General features: G+C 52.2%; 11 protein-coding genes. 4 read left to right on the top strand and 7 right to left on the bottom strand.

Annotation, left to right across the window (positions count from 1 at the left end):
• Positions 1 to 18: 18 nt before the first annotated feature.
• Entirely contained in the window at positions 19 to 141 is a 123-nt protein-coding gene (locus H8L32_RS27995; protein WP_268977637.1) for a hypothetical protein, read from the top strand.
• Between the two features lie 501 nt (positions 142 to 642).
• On the opposite strand, the gene H8L32_RS15810 is transcribed toward H8L32_RS27995, so the two are convergent.
• Both H8L32_RS15810 and H8L32_RS15815 read right to left on the bottom strand, forming a co-directional pair.
• On the bottom strand, positions 643 to 1,371 hold the full coding sequence (locus H8L32_RS15810) for an SDR family NAD(P)-dependent oxidoreductase (protein ID WP_186948230.1): 729 nt from the start codon (positions 1,369 to 1,371) through the stop codon (positions 643 to 645).
• On the bottom strand, positions 1,368 to 2,462 hold the full coding sequence (locus tag H8L32_RS15815; protein WP_186948231.1) for a patatin-like phospholipase domain-containing protein: 1,095 nt from the start codon (positions 2,460 to 2,462) through the stop codon (positions 1,368 to 1,370). The genes H8L32_RS15810 and H8L32_RS15815 overlap by 4 nt, the downstream gene beginning before the upstream one ends.
• A gap of 41 nt (positions 2,463 to 2,503) precedes the next feature.
• On the opposite strand from H8L32_RS15815, the gene H8L32_RS15820 reads away from it, so the two are divergent.
• Both H8L32_RS15820 and H8L32_RS15825 read left to right on the top strand, forming a co-directional pair.
• Complete coding sequence (locus H8L32_RS15820; RefSeq protein ID WP_186948232.1) at positions 2,504 to 3,697, top strand: phosphatase PAP2 family protein; 1,194 nt, start codon at positions 2,504 to 2,506, stop codon at positions 3,695 to 3,697.
• Between the two features lie 40 nt (positions 3,698 to 3,737).
• Positions 3,738 to 4,358, top strand: coding sequence for a CDP-alcohol phosphatidyltransferase family protein (locus H8L32_RS15825; protein ID WP_186948233.1), 621 nt, complete (start codon positions 3,738 to 3,740; stop codon positions 4,356 to 4,358).
• On the opposite strand, the gene H8L32_RS15830 is transcribed toward H8L32_RS15825, so the two are convergent.
• From H8L32_RS15830 to H8L32_RS15845, 4 genes are all read right to left on the bottom strand, one after another.
• Positions 4,306 to 6,126 (bottom strand): bifunctional alpha/beta hydrolase/class I SAM-dependent methyltransferase, encoded by a 1,821-nt coding sequence (locus H8L32_RS15830; RefSeq protein ID WP_186948234.1) that lies wholly within the window; start codon positions 6,124 to 6,126, stop codon positions 4,306 to 4,308. The genes H8L32_RS15825 and H8L32_RS15830 overlap by 53 nt on opposite strands.
• A gap of 43 nt (positions 6,127 to 6,169) precedes the next feature.
• Positions 6,170 to 7,051: a phosphatidate cytidylyltransferase gene (locus H8L32_RS15835; protein WP_186948235.1), complete on the bottom strand. Its 882-nt coding sequence runs from the start codon at positions 7,049 to 7,051 to the stop codon at positions 6,170 to 6,172.
• Between the two features lie 173 nt (positions 7,052 to 7,224).
• Positions 7,225 to 8,868, bottom strand: a complete 1,644-nt coding sequence (locus H8L32_RS15840; protein WP_186948236.1) for a diguanylate cyclase — start codon at positions 8,866 to 8,868, stop codon at positions 7,225 to 7,227.
• On the bottom strand, positions 8,869 to 9,261 hold the full coding sequence (locus H8L32_RS15845) for a response regulator (RefSeq protein ID WP_186948237.1): 393 nt from the start codon (positions 9,259 to 9,261) through the stop codon (positions 8,869 to 8,871). It abuts the gene before it with no gap.
• 412 nt (positions 9,262 to 9,673) lie between these two features.
• Between H8L32_RS15845 and H8L32_RS15850 the strand changes: the two genes are divergently transcribed.
• On the top strand, positions 9,674 to 11,314 hold the full coding sequence (locus H8L32_RS15850) for a M28 family peptidase (RefSeq protein ID WP_186948238.1): 1,641 nt from the start codon (positions 9,674 to 9,676) through the stop codon (positions 11,312 to 11,314).
• Positions 11,315 to 11,374: 60 nt separating this feature from the next.
• Here H8L32_RS15850 and H8L32_RS15855 read toward each other — a convergent pair whose 3' ends face one another.
• Positions 11,375 to 15,208 carry a DUF748 domain-containing protein gene (locus H8L32_RS15855; protein ID WP_186948239.1) on the bottom strand — a complete coding sequence of 1,278 codons (3,834 nt, stop codon included), beginning with the start codon at positions 15,206 to 15,208 and terminating at the stop codon, positions 11,375 to 11,377.
• Positions 15,209 to 15,221 lie beyond the last annotated feature (13 nt).

The raw sequence follows: 15,221 nt of genomic DNA on the forward strand, positions 1-15,221 counted from the left end.
TCATTCATATTTATTTGAATGCCGTTAATTAACGAAGGTGTGGGGGTTGCAGTTGTTTTTGAAGTCGTGGTTGCTTTTGACCTTGCCGTTGCTTTTGACCTCGCCGTTGCTTTTGACCTTAATCCGCTTGGGACGATGTAATTTGTGCGTCACAGAAAATGGAAAAAGAAGATCCGATGTCTGAGCGAAGCGAGTTGCGGATCTTCCCATTTTTTGGGATGCACAAATTATGCTGAAGCGTAGCGTAAGCACCCGTAGGGCGAGTCTGCGGTCGCCTTTTCTTTGGATACTTTATTTTGGCGAAGCAAAAGAAAGTATCTCGGCCGCCGGGCCGAGACCCGGCCTGGTTCTACGAAGGGCAATCTTCTTAACTAACAACGAAGGTATACAACGAACGCCACTAGGCTCCAGCCTGCGCTGGAGCGACGAAGCTATGATTGCCATTAATCATCCCAAACCCGGCTTGAATCCACGAAGGGCAATCGGTTTAATTAACGACACAGCATAAAACGAACGCCACTGGAGCGCCAGCCCGGTAGCCTCCAGCCTGCGCTGGAGCGACGATATGATGATTGCCGCTTATCGTGAAAACCCGCCCTTATCCGAACAAGCTGCAATCTGTCTAAATATCTGCAATCCCCCCTACTTCCTCACCCTCAACACCCATCTAGGCAATAAATTCAACACCCCAACCAGCCACTTCATTTGCCATGGAAACACCAGCCTGTCCTTGCGCCCTGCAATCGCATCCGCAATCAGGCCAACTGCCTTTTGCTCAGACATAATAAACGGCTTATGACTGGCATCACCCTCATTCAGGGCCCGCAATTTGGCGGTATCCACATACCCGGGCACTATCGCAGTCACAGCAATGGAAAATGGTTTCAGCGCCATGCGATAGGTGTCACACAGACTCAGCACGCTGCGTTTGGTGGCGCTATAGACGGATGCGCCTGGGTAATCGTGCAGCAAACCTGCGATGGATGAAATGGCCACCAGTTGACCAGATTTTTGCTTTAACATTTTGGTCGCAGCCAGCTCAAACGCATGGTTAAGGCCACTGACATTCGTTTGCAACATGCGCAGGCTTGTGGCTTCGTCCAGCAAGTGGCTGCGGGTGTTGAAGTAGATGCCGGCCGTGACGATCAATATGTCCAGGCCTTGCACTGCAAAGTCATCCATGGCTTGTGCCACAGCAGCGCGGTCGGCAATGTCGAACTGAAAGGTCACAGCCCCGACAGCGTCATGCAGATCAGCCGGTAAGCGTTGCAGGTCACGGCCACATACGGCCACTCTGTCACCACGCTGCAAATAATAACGTGCGAGGGCCAGACCGATGCCGCTGGTCCCGCCCACGATCATGATGTTCATGCACAGCCCCGGCTGTACTTGTCGCTATTACGAATATGTGCTTCGTCATAGGCAGTTTGCCGGGTAAACGCTTCCATGCCGCGGGTATAGCCATACTGCCACTGGGCATCCATATAGGCGACATAGGTGGCGTAATCTTTGGGTATTTGCAGGCTGATGCGGTTTTGTAGCCAATCCAGTTTCTTTTGTACGGCTTCCTTGTCCAGCACGGTTGCCACATCTGAGGTATCGATGCGTACATCGACTGGCTGGCCATTCACGTAGCGCAGGCGGGCATTGCCGTCGAGGCCAAGCACGGTACGCCAGGCAGGGATGGAAAAGGCCTGATCAAAACTTTGCTTGAACTCCATCATCACTTCGTCGGCCAGGGCTCTGGCAACTTCGATGGGGAATAAATCCAGTACGCCGCCAAAATAATTACCATCAGTATGTGCATGGCAGCGGAAATAAAACATGTCGGTAATGGAAATACGTGCTGCCAGACTGGTGGGAGTATTCACGTCGCATAGCAATTCGTCTGAAATGGCATGCTCGCCCCAGCGCGGGTCTGCCAGTGGAGACGGCATGCCTGCCAGCAGGGACGCAGCCCTGGGTTCACAAAACACGGTTTCGGCAAACAGTTTACGCTGGCCGCGTAGCTGCCCTGCTTCGCTTTCATCAAACAACAGCTTGCCACCAATGATGGCAGTAGCGACAGACTGTTCACCGGCAGCGACCTCCGGCAATGGCAGCCTGGGCGGGATTTCAAACAGGTATTCATTGAACAGATCGGGAATGACGGTGGCTGAATCGCGGATGAAACCGCGCTTGGCAGCCATGGCCAGTGTACGGACGATGCCTGCCCTGGGTGATGATGTCAGACCACCCCAGTAATGGTACATGTCTTTGGAACTGAGCCAGGCCTTGCGTTGTGCATCGTCTGGCAAACCCGCAATAATGCTGGCCGCGAGTGCGCCGCCGCAGCTTGCCAGCAGGATGTCGGGTGCCCGGCCTGCTTCAACGGCAGCGGCGTACATTCCCAGATAAATGCCAAAACGAAACCCACCGCCTGCCAATACCATGCAGCGTTTATATTTTTTAACTTGATTCATACTGCTAAAATAGCACACTGTTAAGACTATTCGCACCTTAAATGCCGTCCCTACCTGCAACTGTGCAACACCGCTTGCGTCATTTGCTGCTGAATGCCTTGACGTTTGCGCTGTGCTACCTGACCGCCAATTTGCTGGCTCAACAGCAGGGTATAGTGCGTCATGCCGCCTTGCCATTTGAAAGCAGCATTCCATTTTTGCAATGGATGATCCTGCCTTATCTGAGTTCCAGTGTGTTTTTTTGCCTGGTGTTTTTCATGGTAAAGACGCAGGATGAGTTGCGCGTCATCAGCCAGCGCCTGTTGCTGGCAACGGTGGTGGCAGCTATCCTGTTTGTAATCTACCCGCTGCAATTCAGCTGGCCCAGGCCTGTCATCGAATCACCCTGGTGGGCCTATCTGTATGCGTCGCTGACGCTGATGGACAAACCGTATAACCAGTTACCCTCACTGCATGTAAGTTATTGCATCCTTTTCTGGAGCGCCTTGCGCCCACAGATACAACCCGGCCCGGCCCGTAGCTTGCTAGCCGGCTGGCTAATATTGACGGCGCTCTCTACCCTGTTCACTTATCAGCACCATGTGTTGGATCTGGTGGGTGGTGCCTTGCTGGCGTTTTTCTGCATCATCATGATTACCCCCAGAAAAACCGAGCCGCATGTGGCTTTTTACTACCTGGTGGCAGCATGTGCACTATTGTCTACCGGCGTGCTGGCCTGGCATTTACCGCTGGCCTTGTACCTGATGTGCAGTTTGCTGCTGGTCAGCCTGGCGTATTTCCGGCGTGACTGCAACTTTTTACACAAGCGCAATGGCTTGCACGCCTGGTGGATCTGGCTCATGTATGCGCCTTATTTGCTGGGCTACTGGCTGACCTGGCATGCGGTGGTCTGGCGTGAACGGCGCAAACCGGTGGTCATCAAGCTGACAGAACAATTATGGGTGGGCCGCCGTCTCAGCAATGCGGAAGCCAGCCAGTTACCGGCCGATTGCAGCATCATAGACCTGGCCAATGAACTAAGCGAAACCAGGGCTTTGCGTGCTCACACTTATCGGTATTTTCCACTGATGGATTTACAGACACCACCACCTGATACCGTGCGCGAGATATTGCTACACATGCGTGCGGAAATGGATGGCGGCAAGACTGTTTACCTGCATTGCGCCATGGGCTACAGCCGATGTATAGTGCTGGCCAAACTGTATATGTCACAAGGGACCTTGATAAGGCCATAAGCAGGCAACAAGCAGGCAACAAGCAAGCAATGAGCAGACAATGAGCTTTTCCATCTACCAACTGAAACCCCGTTTCCAGCAACTGCTGCAACCTGTACTGAACGGTCTGGCAAAACGACAGATCACGCCAAACCAGATCACACTGCTGGCGATGTTGCTATCCATCGCCTATGGCATTGCGCTGGCCTGTTTCCCGCAAAATGCGGGATTGTGGCTGGGTCTGCCGGTATTCATGTTTGTGCGCATGGCCCTGAATGCAATAGACGGCATGCTGGCCAATTTTACCCAGCAAAAAACGCCCTTTGGTGCCATCCTGAATGAAGTGGCTGACCAGGTATCAGATGCAGCTCTGGTCCTGCCTTTTGCGCTGGTAAGCGGCATCCACCTGCCCCTGCTTGTTGCTGTTGCCATGCTGGCGCTGCTGGTGGAATTTGCCGGCGTGGCGGCTTTGCTGGCAGGGTCAAGCCGTCGCTTTGATGGACCCATGGGCAAAAGCGACCGCGCTTTTGCCTTTGGCGTGCTGGCCCTGCTGGTAGCCTTTCAAATAACTGCCGTCTGGCTGAATGCCGTATTAGGTATAGTCCTGTTGCTCTTGCTATGGACTTTGTTCAATCGGATAAAACGGGCATTGCTGCATCCCGCTGTGCCACCGACACGCTGAATATCCCGGCAATACCTAACTTGGTCGCCACTTTGCGGCAACCTATGCTGGCCACCAGGGCATCCATTTCTGCCTGTGGCCGTGGTCGCATCTGCCACGACTGCCCCCGGTGATTATTCAGGGTTTTGGCGATCATCAGCAGTTGCGGATGCCAGGGCTGGCCGGTATAGACCAGATGACCACCCATTTTCAATTGCTGCTGTATGCCCCGCAATGACGCCAGCACCAGTACATTGTCGCTGAATAATTCATGCAGGCCGGATACGATGACGATGTCATATGGCCCTTCTTCTGCCGGATAGCTGGTACCGGCAAAGGCGTCGCGACATTGGTAGCTGATCTTGTTTTTTAATTGCAGACGTTCCGCCAGTTGACGCGCCTGATCCATATTGGCCTGGTCAAAATCCCGCAGGCTGATTTCTATATCGCGGTTCTGAAAACGCTTGATAGTTTCCAGCACATAGCGGCCACCACCGGCAGCAATATCGAGTATGCGCACAGGCTGGTCTGCCGGGCATTGCTGTATCAGATCAGACAATGTCTGCTGCATCTGCATTTTGCGTTGACGTATGCCACGCCAACCGATGGCATCAAGATAGCCACGATCTATCATACCGCCTATCAGCAAGCGTCCACCGGCCTGGTTGCGATAGACATAATCGAGCGAGGCACCAGAGTCAAAACCATGCTGCAGACCGATAGTCATGCCATTGCTGAGTTTGCCCAGATGGCTCAGCATGAATTTTTGCAGGCCATAAAAAGCATTTTCCAGCGCGCCACCCAGCTTGCCCTGCTGTAGCGCCAGATATTGCTGTGCACTCTGGCTTTGTGTATCGGCTTTAAAGTATTGCTGCAAAGGCGGTAAATCACGTGCATAACATGCGACGATAAAATCCCTGGCTTCCTGTATGGCTTGCTGCACCTGGGCGTCGCTTTCGTAAAAAATCGCATGGTGGCAATTTTTTATTACGACATAGCGCTTCAAGGTCGAAGAAATGCTGTCATAAAACTGCTTTTGCGGTGCCTGTTTGACGACATAATCCTTGTCCGCAACCAGCATCAGTACGGGTACATCTATTGCCTGTGCATCCTGCACCACGCGCTTGGCAGTATCGGCCAGGTCCAGCAAAACACGGGCAGAAATATTCTTGGTGATCAGCGGGTCAGCATCATAAGCTTTTGCCTGCTCTGCCGAATGGGTGAGCATGGACGAACGTATGTAGCTGGTAACAAACAGATCCGGCTTGAAGCAGGTGGCAAAACGCAGCGCCGGCTTTGCCAGCGGCACATACAGGTTGATGTCGAATGCCGCTGCCGCCATGACCACACCACGCACACGCGGGGCATAATCATGCAGCCATGTTGCAGCGATTACCGCGCCCACACTGTTGGCGACGATAAGCATGTTTTCTTTGGCGATGCCATAGTGACTGCTGAGGTGATTAATGAAATTGTCAAAATCACGTACCATGGTTTGAAAATCAGGCGCATCACCGCGCTCGCCCGGCGAATTGCCATGGCCACGTGCATCCCAGGCAAAGGCCCAGTCATTCACAAAACCAAACTGTTCAACCAGCGGGCCTATGCGGCCAGAATGCTCATGGCCACGGTGTAAAAATATCAGTGCTTTCTGTGGTTTCTGTGACTGCTCTGCGGGAATCGCCAGGGGCTTCCAGATGCGATAAAACAGACGCGTGCCATCGTGGCTGCTGTGACTATCAAAGCCGGATTCACTGCATAGCCATTTGGTTTGTAGTTGTGTTGTCATGCCTTGTCCTTCATTAGCTATAATTTTTTGTAAGTGCTGTTTTTTAAAACAGCAAGCCCAGATACAGCAATGGCGCAGTCAGTACCAAGCTATCTACCCGGTCCAGTATGCCGCCATGGCCTGGTATCAGTTCAGAGAAATCCTTGATTTTCAGATAGCGTTTGGCTGCTGAAAAAATCAGGTCACCGGCAAAACCGCCAACCGACAGCAAGATGCCCATCAACAGTAGATATAAGGGGGTCGCCAGATGCAGGTAGCTGCCCAGGCCGGTCGATACCAGCATGGACACCACCACACCACCCAGTAAGCCTTGCAGGGTTTTATTCGGGCTGATGGTGGGCGCGATGGTCTGTTTGCCAAATATTTTTCCGCTGACAAACTGCGCGATATCATTCAGGGCGGTGACAACAAACAGATAAAAAAACCAGGCCAGCCGGACTTCATTTGAAAATGGCAGGGTCAATAAATTCAGCATGAAACTAAGACCGTAGCACAGCAGCAGAAACAGCATCAGCAACAATTGATTGCGCTGCCGCCAGATGAAGAACTGCAAGGCTTGCAGGCATAACAAGGCAGGTAAAATCAGGCTGGCATCAAAGGCATTCACATACTGCAGGCCGACTTGCAGCAACACCAGCACCAGGCAAGACAGCAGGAAGCGCCAGCGTGGCCCCGTATAGTGCAGCGACAATTCACGCACCGCCAGCACCACGATCAGCAGTGCCATCAGCAAAGGCCCAACGGGATATAAAAACAGACTCAGGCTGACTACCGGAAAAATAAACCACCAGGCATTCACCTGCTTGCGCAACTGGCTCTGGGGCGCGCTATGTCTGCCAACGCCTACACTCGCGAAAGCCAGCAACAGGTACAGCATCAACATGGCACCTACGGTAGGATTGCCGGCAAGAAAATTGGAAAACACGCATCAACCTGGACAACGATAAAGATGCCCCAGTGTACACCGACGCAGGCCGCACTTGCTTTTTTAATATGTAAGCAGAAGAAACAAATATTAAATGCTATTGCACGCACATTTCATACTAAAAGGGCTACCGCGATGGTAGCCCGTAGCCCTTTTTATTCCGCCGCAAAGATTTAAGCCATGCTGATGCGATTGCGGCCACTTTGCTTGGATACATACATGGCTGCATCGGCGGCATCAATCAATTCGTCGGCATCGGTGGTTGATTCCAGATCAGCTACACCGCCAGAAAAACTGACTCCGAAATGACCATTTTCACAATGCTGCTGTATCTTGGTAAATGCGACCCGTACCTGATCCAGTACCTTGCGCGCCATGGTCGCAGTGGTGTCAGGGAAGATCACGGCAAATTCTTCGCCGCCGTAACGTCCAACGATATCACTGCGGCGCAGGCGTTGGCGCAGCAGGCGTGCCAGCGTGCGCAAAACCTGGTCACCGGCTGGATGGCCATAGGTATCATTGATTTCCTTGAAGTGATCAAGGTCTATCATCGCCAGCGCCAATGGTGCGCCATTGCGACCGGCTTGCGATATCTCGGCGGCCAGTTGCTCCTTGATGGCAGTATGGTTGTAGAGACCAGTCAAACCATCGCGCATGATCAGGGCGCGCAGGGAACGATAGCGCTCTGCCCGGCTGGACAATGATGATTTCAGATATTCTGGCGCGACCGGCTTGGTGATGAAATCATCGGCACCGGCACGTACGGCATCCAGCTGCTTGGTACGATCAGCCTCGCTGGACAAGAACACAATGGGGACATCAACATAGGAATTATCCTGACGTATCATGCGCGACAATTCAACCCCGTTACAGACCGGCATATAGACATCCATCAACACCAGTTCGGGACGAAAATCAGTCATCACCGTCAATAGCTGGGTAGGGTCGTTCAGCAAGTAAACGTTCATGCCTGCATCACGCAGAATTGCACCGTAAAACTTCGAGGTAACGGCGTCATCATCAATGATTAGCACGCGGTAGCTCTTGTTTTCATTGAGCTGCAGGATGCCTTCTATGCGTTCGGTCAGGGCTACCACATCGACCGGTTTGGTAAAATAACCGTCACCGCTGGCACGTACGGCCAGCAAACGCGAATCAAAACTGCTGGAACGCGAAACGAACACGGTAGGAATGCGGAAACGTTCTATCTGCTTGATACGGGCGATTTCTTCTGCGCCAGCGACCTTGCCTTCAGGGAAGCTGAGTTCAATCACGATCACGTGCGGGCGTCTGGTGGCCACTGCCGCCGCCAATGCCCGCAAATGGTTCATACGTACGACTTCATAGCCGAAATGTTCAAGCTGATCAGTAATTTCCTGATTTTGCGCTTCGTCCTCATCCACCAGATAAATCAGGTGGGGGTCGCTGACATGCCGGTCTTCTTCCTGCACGCTCTCTGCCACACCATTCACTGGTGTGGTGTCATGCTTCAGGGCATAGTCAAAATAACGGTTCATGTCGGCGGAATAGGCATTCAGCTCTCCCACCGTCCAGGGCTTGCCTTCCAGATGCGGCTTGAGCACGGATTCAAAAACCCGGGCTTGCGAGCCGATTTCGGCAAAACCGAATGTCCCGGCAGAACCGGCCATGGTATGCAAGTGCCGGTGCAGGACGATCATGGCTTCCTTGTCGTCCGGACGGTCTTGCACAGCCTGCAGGGTGCTCAGGATTTCTTGTATTTTTGACGGTAGTTTCTGCAAGAAAACGGCTTCAAGGGCACGCAGCTTTTCTTGCAGGCTATCATTTTTGTCTGACATCTACGGCTTCTCCTGCCATAACTTACGCACCTGCGTCGATAGTTCCATGGGGTCAAATGGCTTGGCAATCACGCCTATGGCACCCAGTGACTTGTAAAATTCCATCTCGGTTGACTGTACTTTGGCGGTCATGAAGATCACGGGCGTGGCCTGGGTCCCTGCCAGCTTGCGCAATTCAGCCAGCGTGGTCGGTCCATCCATGTTTGGCATCATGACATCCAGCAGCAGCAGGTCAGGTACGAATCCACCACTGACTTCAGTAATGGCCTGGGCACCCGAACTGCAGGTTTTCAGGCTGAAACCACCAACAACCTCCAGCGCTATCTGGGCCACGGTTTGTATGTCAGCATCGTCTTCCACATACAGAATGTTGGCGAGCGTTGCAGAAGTCATTGCTACTCCTTATTGCGATAGGTAAAACGGATGGTCTCAGGATAAATCAAGATTACTCGCAAAACAACAATAAATCCTGTTCATTATCAGGATAATCATCATTCAACGAGCCATCGGCAACAAGTCAGGGCTTAAATCCTTCTTTTTGTTTCCAAAATAAATGTATTTTTTGAAATAATTATTCACTTGTTCGCCAAGCAATCAAAATTATGATTGCCGCAAGGTAAGCAGTAAATAAACAGCAGCATCGCTTTTTGGGCATGTTGATGATCTGTAGCGCGCAAGCCAAAATGGCCAATACTACAAAATAACTGTTTTCCTGTTTTTGTGGGGACTTGATGTCGTTGTTTAAAAAAACACCGCCTTTGTAATATGATCTGGCGTCAAATTAAATGATTTTATAGGAGTTCTGATGCGTCTCATGCTGATCGCCATATCCAGTATGGTTTTGAATTTTGCTGTAGCCAGCCATGTGGCTCAGGCGCAGCAAGTACAAGAAGCACCCTTGCGTGCGCATCTGGCATTTTTATCTGACGACTTGTTGGAAGGACGCGGTACCGGGCAGCGCGGCGGTGATATTGCAGTGCGCTACCTCGAAACACAAGCGGCAGCAATGGGTCTGGTACAGATGCCGGGCGCAAATGGCTATCGCCAAACTGTGACGCTGGTCGGCAGCCAGACGCTTGGCAGTAGTCAACTCCGTTTTGAAACAAACAAGGCCGCACTCACGCCAGTTCTGGGGACCGACATTGTGTATGGCTCGTCCAACGGCAAAGCTGACAATGATTTCGATGCGCCGCTGGTGTTTGTCGGCTACGGTGTGCGCGCGCCAGAAGAACACTGGGATGATTTCAAAGGAATCGATCTTAAAGGCAAATTGCTGATCATGATGGTCAACGACCCGCAGCCGAGCCTGGCGGAACCCAATCGCTTTGGCGGAAAGGCGCTCACCTATTATGGCCGCTGGACTTACAAGTTTGAAGAAGCCGCACGGCAAGGTGCCGCAGGTGTGCTATTGATACACACTACGCCGTCAGCGAGCTATGCCTGGAACGTGCCACAGACATCTTTCAGCCACGAACGCTTTAGTCTTGGCAAGGATGGCAACAACGACAATAGCGGCAATGCACTGGAAGGCTGGATACAGGAAGATAGTGCCAAAGCCTTGTTCGCTGCGGCAGGACAGGATTTGGATGCCTTGCGCGCACAGGCTGAAACCCGTGAATTTAAACCTGTCGCAATCGATGCAAGGATTCATGTCAGCTTGCGCAGTAGCGTACGTAAAGTGGAGCAGCAAAACGTCATCGGTATGGTACCTGGCAAGGACGCAAAACTGAAAGATCAGGCAGTGCTGTATTCCGCACACTGGGATCATCTGGGCATCGTGCAAGAACCCGGCAAACCTGCACAAATCTGGAATGGCGCGGTGGATAATGCTTCCGGTGCAGCTGCTTTGCTGGCCATGGCGCAGGCTGCGGTGACCCACCCGGCGAAACGCACGCAGATTTTCTTATGGCCTGCTGCGGAAGAACAGGGCTTGCTTGGCAGCGCATTTTACGTTCAATACCCATTATGGCCACTGGCAAAAACTGCGGCTGATCTCAATCTGGACAGCATGAATTTTGTCGGTAAAACGCAGGACATCGGCGTAGCAGGCAGTGAACACAGCAGCCTGTTTAACAGTGCCACATCCATTGCAAAGAAAATGGGCTTACGCATTGCGCCATCTGTTCCCGATTTAGGTGGAGCCTTCTTTCGCGCCGATCATTTCAACTTTGTGCGGGCGGGTGTGCCAGCATTTAATGTCGGCTCTGCCGTGTTTTCTGGTGATGGATCGTTTGCCTTCGATCACGACGCAGAACAAGAAGCAGCACAAATGAAAGCGTTCAAAAAAGACTACCATACCCCGCGCGATCGTTACAACCCGGCATGGGATTTAAGCGGCATGGTACAACAGGCGCAATTTACCTTGAATCTGGGCTATGCGGTTGCTAACGATGCCGCATTGCCAGTCTGGAATAAGAAAGGGACGTACAGGCGTGTAGCGCGGTGACTGGCGTGCAGCGGGGGCGATGACTATCGACAGCACCCCCGCATTGCTGCAAGTGCCCCCCTACTTCAAACTAAAATCCACCCGGTTCGGACTGCCTTTGTCCTTGATGCCATCTGCACTCAGTTTAGGGGCGATCAGGAACAGTCTTTCACGCTCGACACCTGATACATCTTCCAAATAATCACGCACGGCATCGGCACGTTTCTGTGCCAGGCTGCGCAAGGCATCCGGGGTGACCTGGGTGTTGGCGAGTATCATTTTTTCAGCTTCTGCGGTTGGCAGGGTCTTAGCCATGCCTATGGCATTGCGTGGCTTGGTGAATTTTTCTGCCTGATAGACTTCTTCTACATACCTGGCTTTTTCTGCGTCCGTGATGACGATATCGTCTTTCTTGACGGTGCGGTCTTTCTGGTGCACGTCTTTCCATTTCAGTTCACGCATTTTTTGCAACAACAAGATCTGGCGTATGCCATCGGAATCCGTTGCCGGTTCGACGCGGCCTATGATGTCCAGCTTCAGGCCGCTGCGGTTTTTGAGTGCCTTGGCCAGATTGTCGAGCTTGGCGGTAGCGGCAGGGGTCAGGCTGGTTTGTCCAGGTAAAAATTCGGTATAGGCCAGTTCTTCGCCGCCGCCAAACATAGAACCCAGCAAGGCAAACGGCGATGTCACCGCCTTGGTGATGATGTTGACAAACACCTTGAAGATAATTCCGCCGACGGAAAACTGCGGATCAGACAAAGAACCGGTGATCGGCAGGTTAATCGCAATGCGACCCTGGTTATCACGCAACAGGGCTACTGCCAGCATGACTGGCAGCTTGGTCGCCGTCGGGCTTTCTACCCGTTCACCAAAGGTCAACTGGTCAAGCCGCACATCATTTTCTGCCTGCAATTGCTGATTTTCTATGCGATAGGCTACCTGCATGGACAGCTTGCCTTTTTCGATGACATAGCCAGCATACTTGGCGGCATACGGTGTCAGCCGGGTCAGTTCCAGCCCGTTGGTGCTGGCTTTGACATCCATGAAGACAGGATTGGATAGTGGATTCAGAGTGCCGGAAATCACCAGCGGGGCATCATCATCCACCTTGCCAGTCAATTCTATGGTGGCGGGTTGTGGATTGTCAGAGGCAATTGCACCAATGGTGCCGGCAACCCCGGTCAGGTTGGCGCTGTAGTTGGGCTTGACGAAGTTGTCGGTGAAGTTGACATTGCCGCCCTTTAACGTGGTCTGGGCTATGCGTATCACGACAGGATTGGCTTTTTCCGGCTTGGCTGGCAAAGGTACGGTGACAATCGTCGTGGTCGCCGTCTTGCTGGTGACGGGTTTGGCTGCAGCATCATCTGCTTGTGCCACGGGCGTTGCTGGCACTGCTGATACTGCTGACAATGCGGCGTCACCCTCTTCCGCATCAGCCTTCTTGGTGCTGAGTATGGTCTGGATATTCAGTTTGCCTTTGGCAGACAGGATGGCGCGTGCATAGAAATCATTGAGTGCCAGTTTTTTCAGGGTCACCAGTTGTTTGTCGCCACCAATCTGGGCACTGATGCCTTCCATGGCGATGTTTTTCCATTCGAGGAAATCTTCATCGGCACCGTTTTCCAGCAGGTGGAAATCATTCAGCGCCAGCATACCCTCATAATTGATCTGCCTGCTATTGTCGAGCACATTATTCAGATTCAGTTTGCCTTTGATATCTGCACGCCCGCGTGTCAGAGCCGCATTCACATACGGCGATACATAAGGGAACAAGGCGGATACCGGCAAACCCTGCCCATCCAGGTTCAAACTGATACTTTTCAACTGGGCGGAAGCTGTCGCATCCAGACTGAGTCTGGATTTTTTTCCTATATTCGTCACCAGATTCATTTTGACCGGCTGCGACATATCACTACTGAGTTTTTCTACATGCAGATTAAAGGCATCCAGTTTTATCTTTACTTCTGGTGACATGAATTTATCGTTGAAGCTGACAGCACTGTCCTTGAAATCCAGGCTGGCAAGATTAACTTTCCAGACAGCCGTAGCTGTCGTGCCAGCCTTGCTGGCTGTAGCAATATCTGCTACAGGTGCAGTTGGGGTGACGCTGGTACTACTATTGCTAGTACCACTGGCACTGCTGCTGATACTGCTGGTGCCAGCGCTGGATTTCAGCCATTTCTTCAGATTCAATACGGCTTGCTCATCCCGTCGCACATCCGTCACCAGGCCGTCAAACAGTACGCTGCCTATATTGACTTGCTTGCTTTCCATGTTCAGGGTCAGTTTATCTACCGTCAATGCTTTCAGGTTGAAACTGCCATCGTCGACAGACTTGGGTTTGATAGCGAACTGGCTGAGTTTCATACCCAGATCATCGACTTGCACCAGGCCTTTTTGCACTTGCAATTGTGCATTCACATCAAATTTCCCGCTGACGCTCGCGAGTAAATAATTGCTCAGCAAAGGCTGATAAGTAGCCAAGGACCATGAACTTAAAGCCAGTTGTGCTTTTGCCGTGCCAATCAGCGGCTGCATCTCGCCTTCCAGTTTCAGGCTTTCATCATTTTCGCCGTTGAGTGCAAACTTGAACACGGCAGCCTTGGCGTCAGTTGCAGACGACAAACCACGCGCTGTCAGGCTGATATCTTTCAGGTTGACGGTCTGTGCAGGATTGGCGTGCCTGGCATCACGGAAATGCAACATCCCTTTTGACAGCTGCAGTTCTGCCAATTGCTGCACGGCAGCGACCGGCTTTGCTACGCTCACAGCTGTGGACGATGCTGAAACAGCAGCCACCGCTGGCGCTATGGCACTCTTATTATTTGATTTGCTGTCTTTGGCTGGGATGGCTGGTGTGCTGGCATTAGCAGGAGTCGCCAGGCTGGCCCAGTTCAACTGGCCCTGCTGATTGATATCCAGCCAGATTTCCGGTGCTGACAATTCCAGCTTGCTGATGCTGGCTGCGGCCGTCATGACATTGACTTGCTTGAGCTGCGCATGCAGGCTGGCCAGTTTCAGCAAAGGTGCATCAGTCTTGTCATTGACGTGTACTTCATCCAGATGTACATCGCCTGCCAGCAATAATTCTGAATGGGCATTTTTGCGACTGAAAATCAGATCCAGTTTGGTCGACAATTTTGCGCTCTGGATTTGTACCGGCAGCGCCACCGGCACATACGGCAGGTACTGGGTCAGGTCCAGTTTATCCAGGTCTATCGCCAGAGAGGTATCCAGGCTGTTGGTAAATGGCCTGGCCCTGCCCTTCAGGACAAAATTCGATCCATTTACTTTGGCCGACAGCATGGGTTCGACAAAGCTTTCCACCTGATTCGGGAAATTGGACACAAAGGGCACGCCGATCTGTAGCGCTTCAACCTTGAATTGTTCCTTGACGACCTTGTCGTCGATATCGATCTTGCCGTCTGCCACCTGCAGGTTGGCCAGTGAAAAGCGTGCCTGGGAATCGCTCTTGGGCATAGCCGCGATTTTATCGAGAATATCGCTGAAGTTATACCGACCATAGCCTTCACCCGAGGTGCGAATGATGTGTACATAAGGCTCGGTAACCCTGACTTCATCAACAATCAGCGCCTGACGGAACAGGGATGCCAGCGACAGGTTCAACACCAGTTCTTTGACTTTGACTGCGGGGGTGCGCTGGTCGGCTTCATACAGACTCAAGCCTTCTATCGTCAGTGCCAGGCGGAAAGGTGAAAAGCGGATATCGGTCATCTCCAGCTTGCGACCGATCTGCTGCTGCACTTCTTCAGTCGCAATGCGTTTGACCACACCCGGCAGGAAGGCCCAGCTCAACACCGCCAGCAATAACAGCAAACCAAAGAAACCCATTGCCCAACGGCCCAGATGCCAGCGCTGATTGGCATTCGTGATTTTTTGCTTTACTGTTGTCATGATCAATTCTTTG

It is taken from the genome of Undibacterium hunanense, assembly GCF_014284335.1.
Classification (GTDB): Bacteria; Pseudomonadota; Gammaproteobacteria; order Burkholderiales; family Burkholderiaceae_D; genus Undibacterium; species Undibacterium hunanense.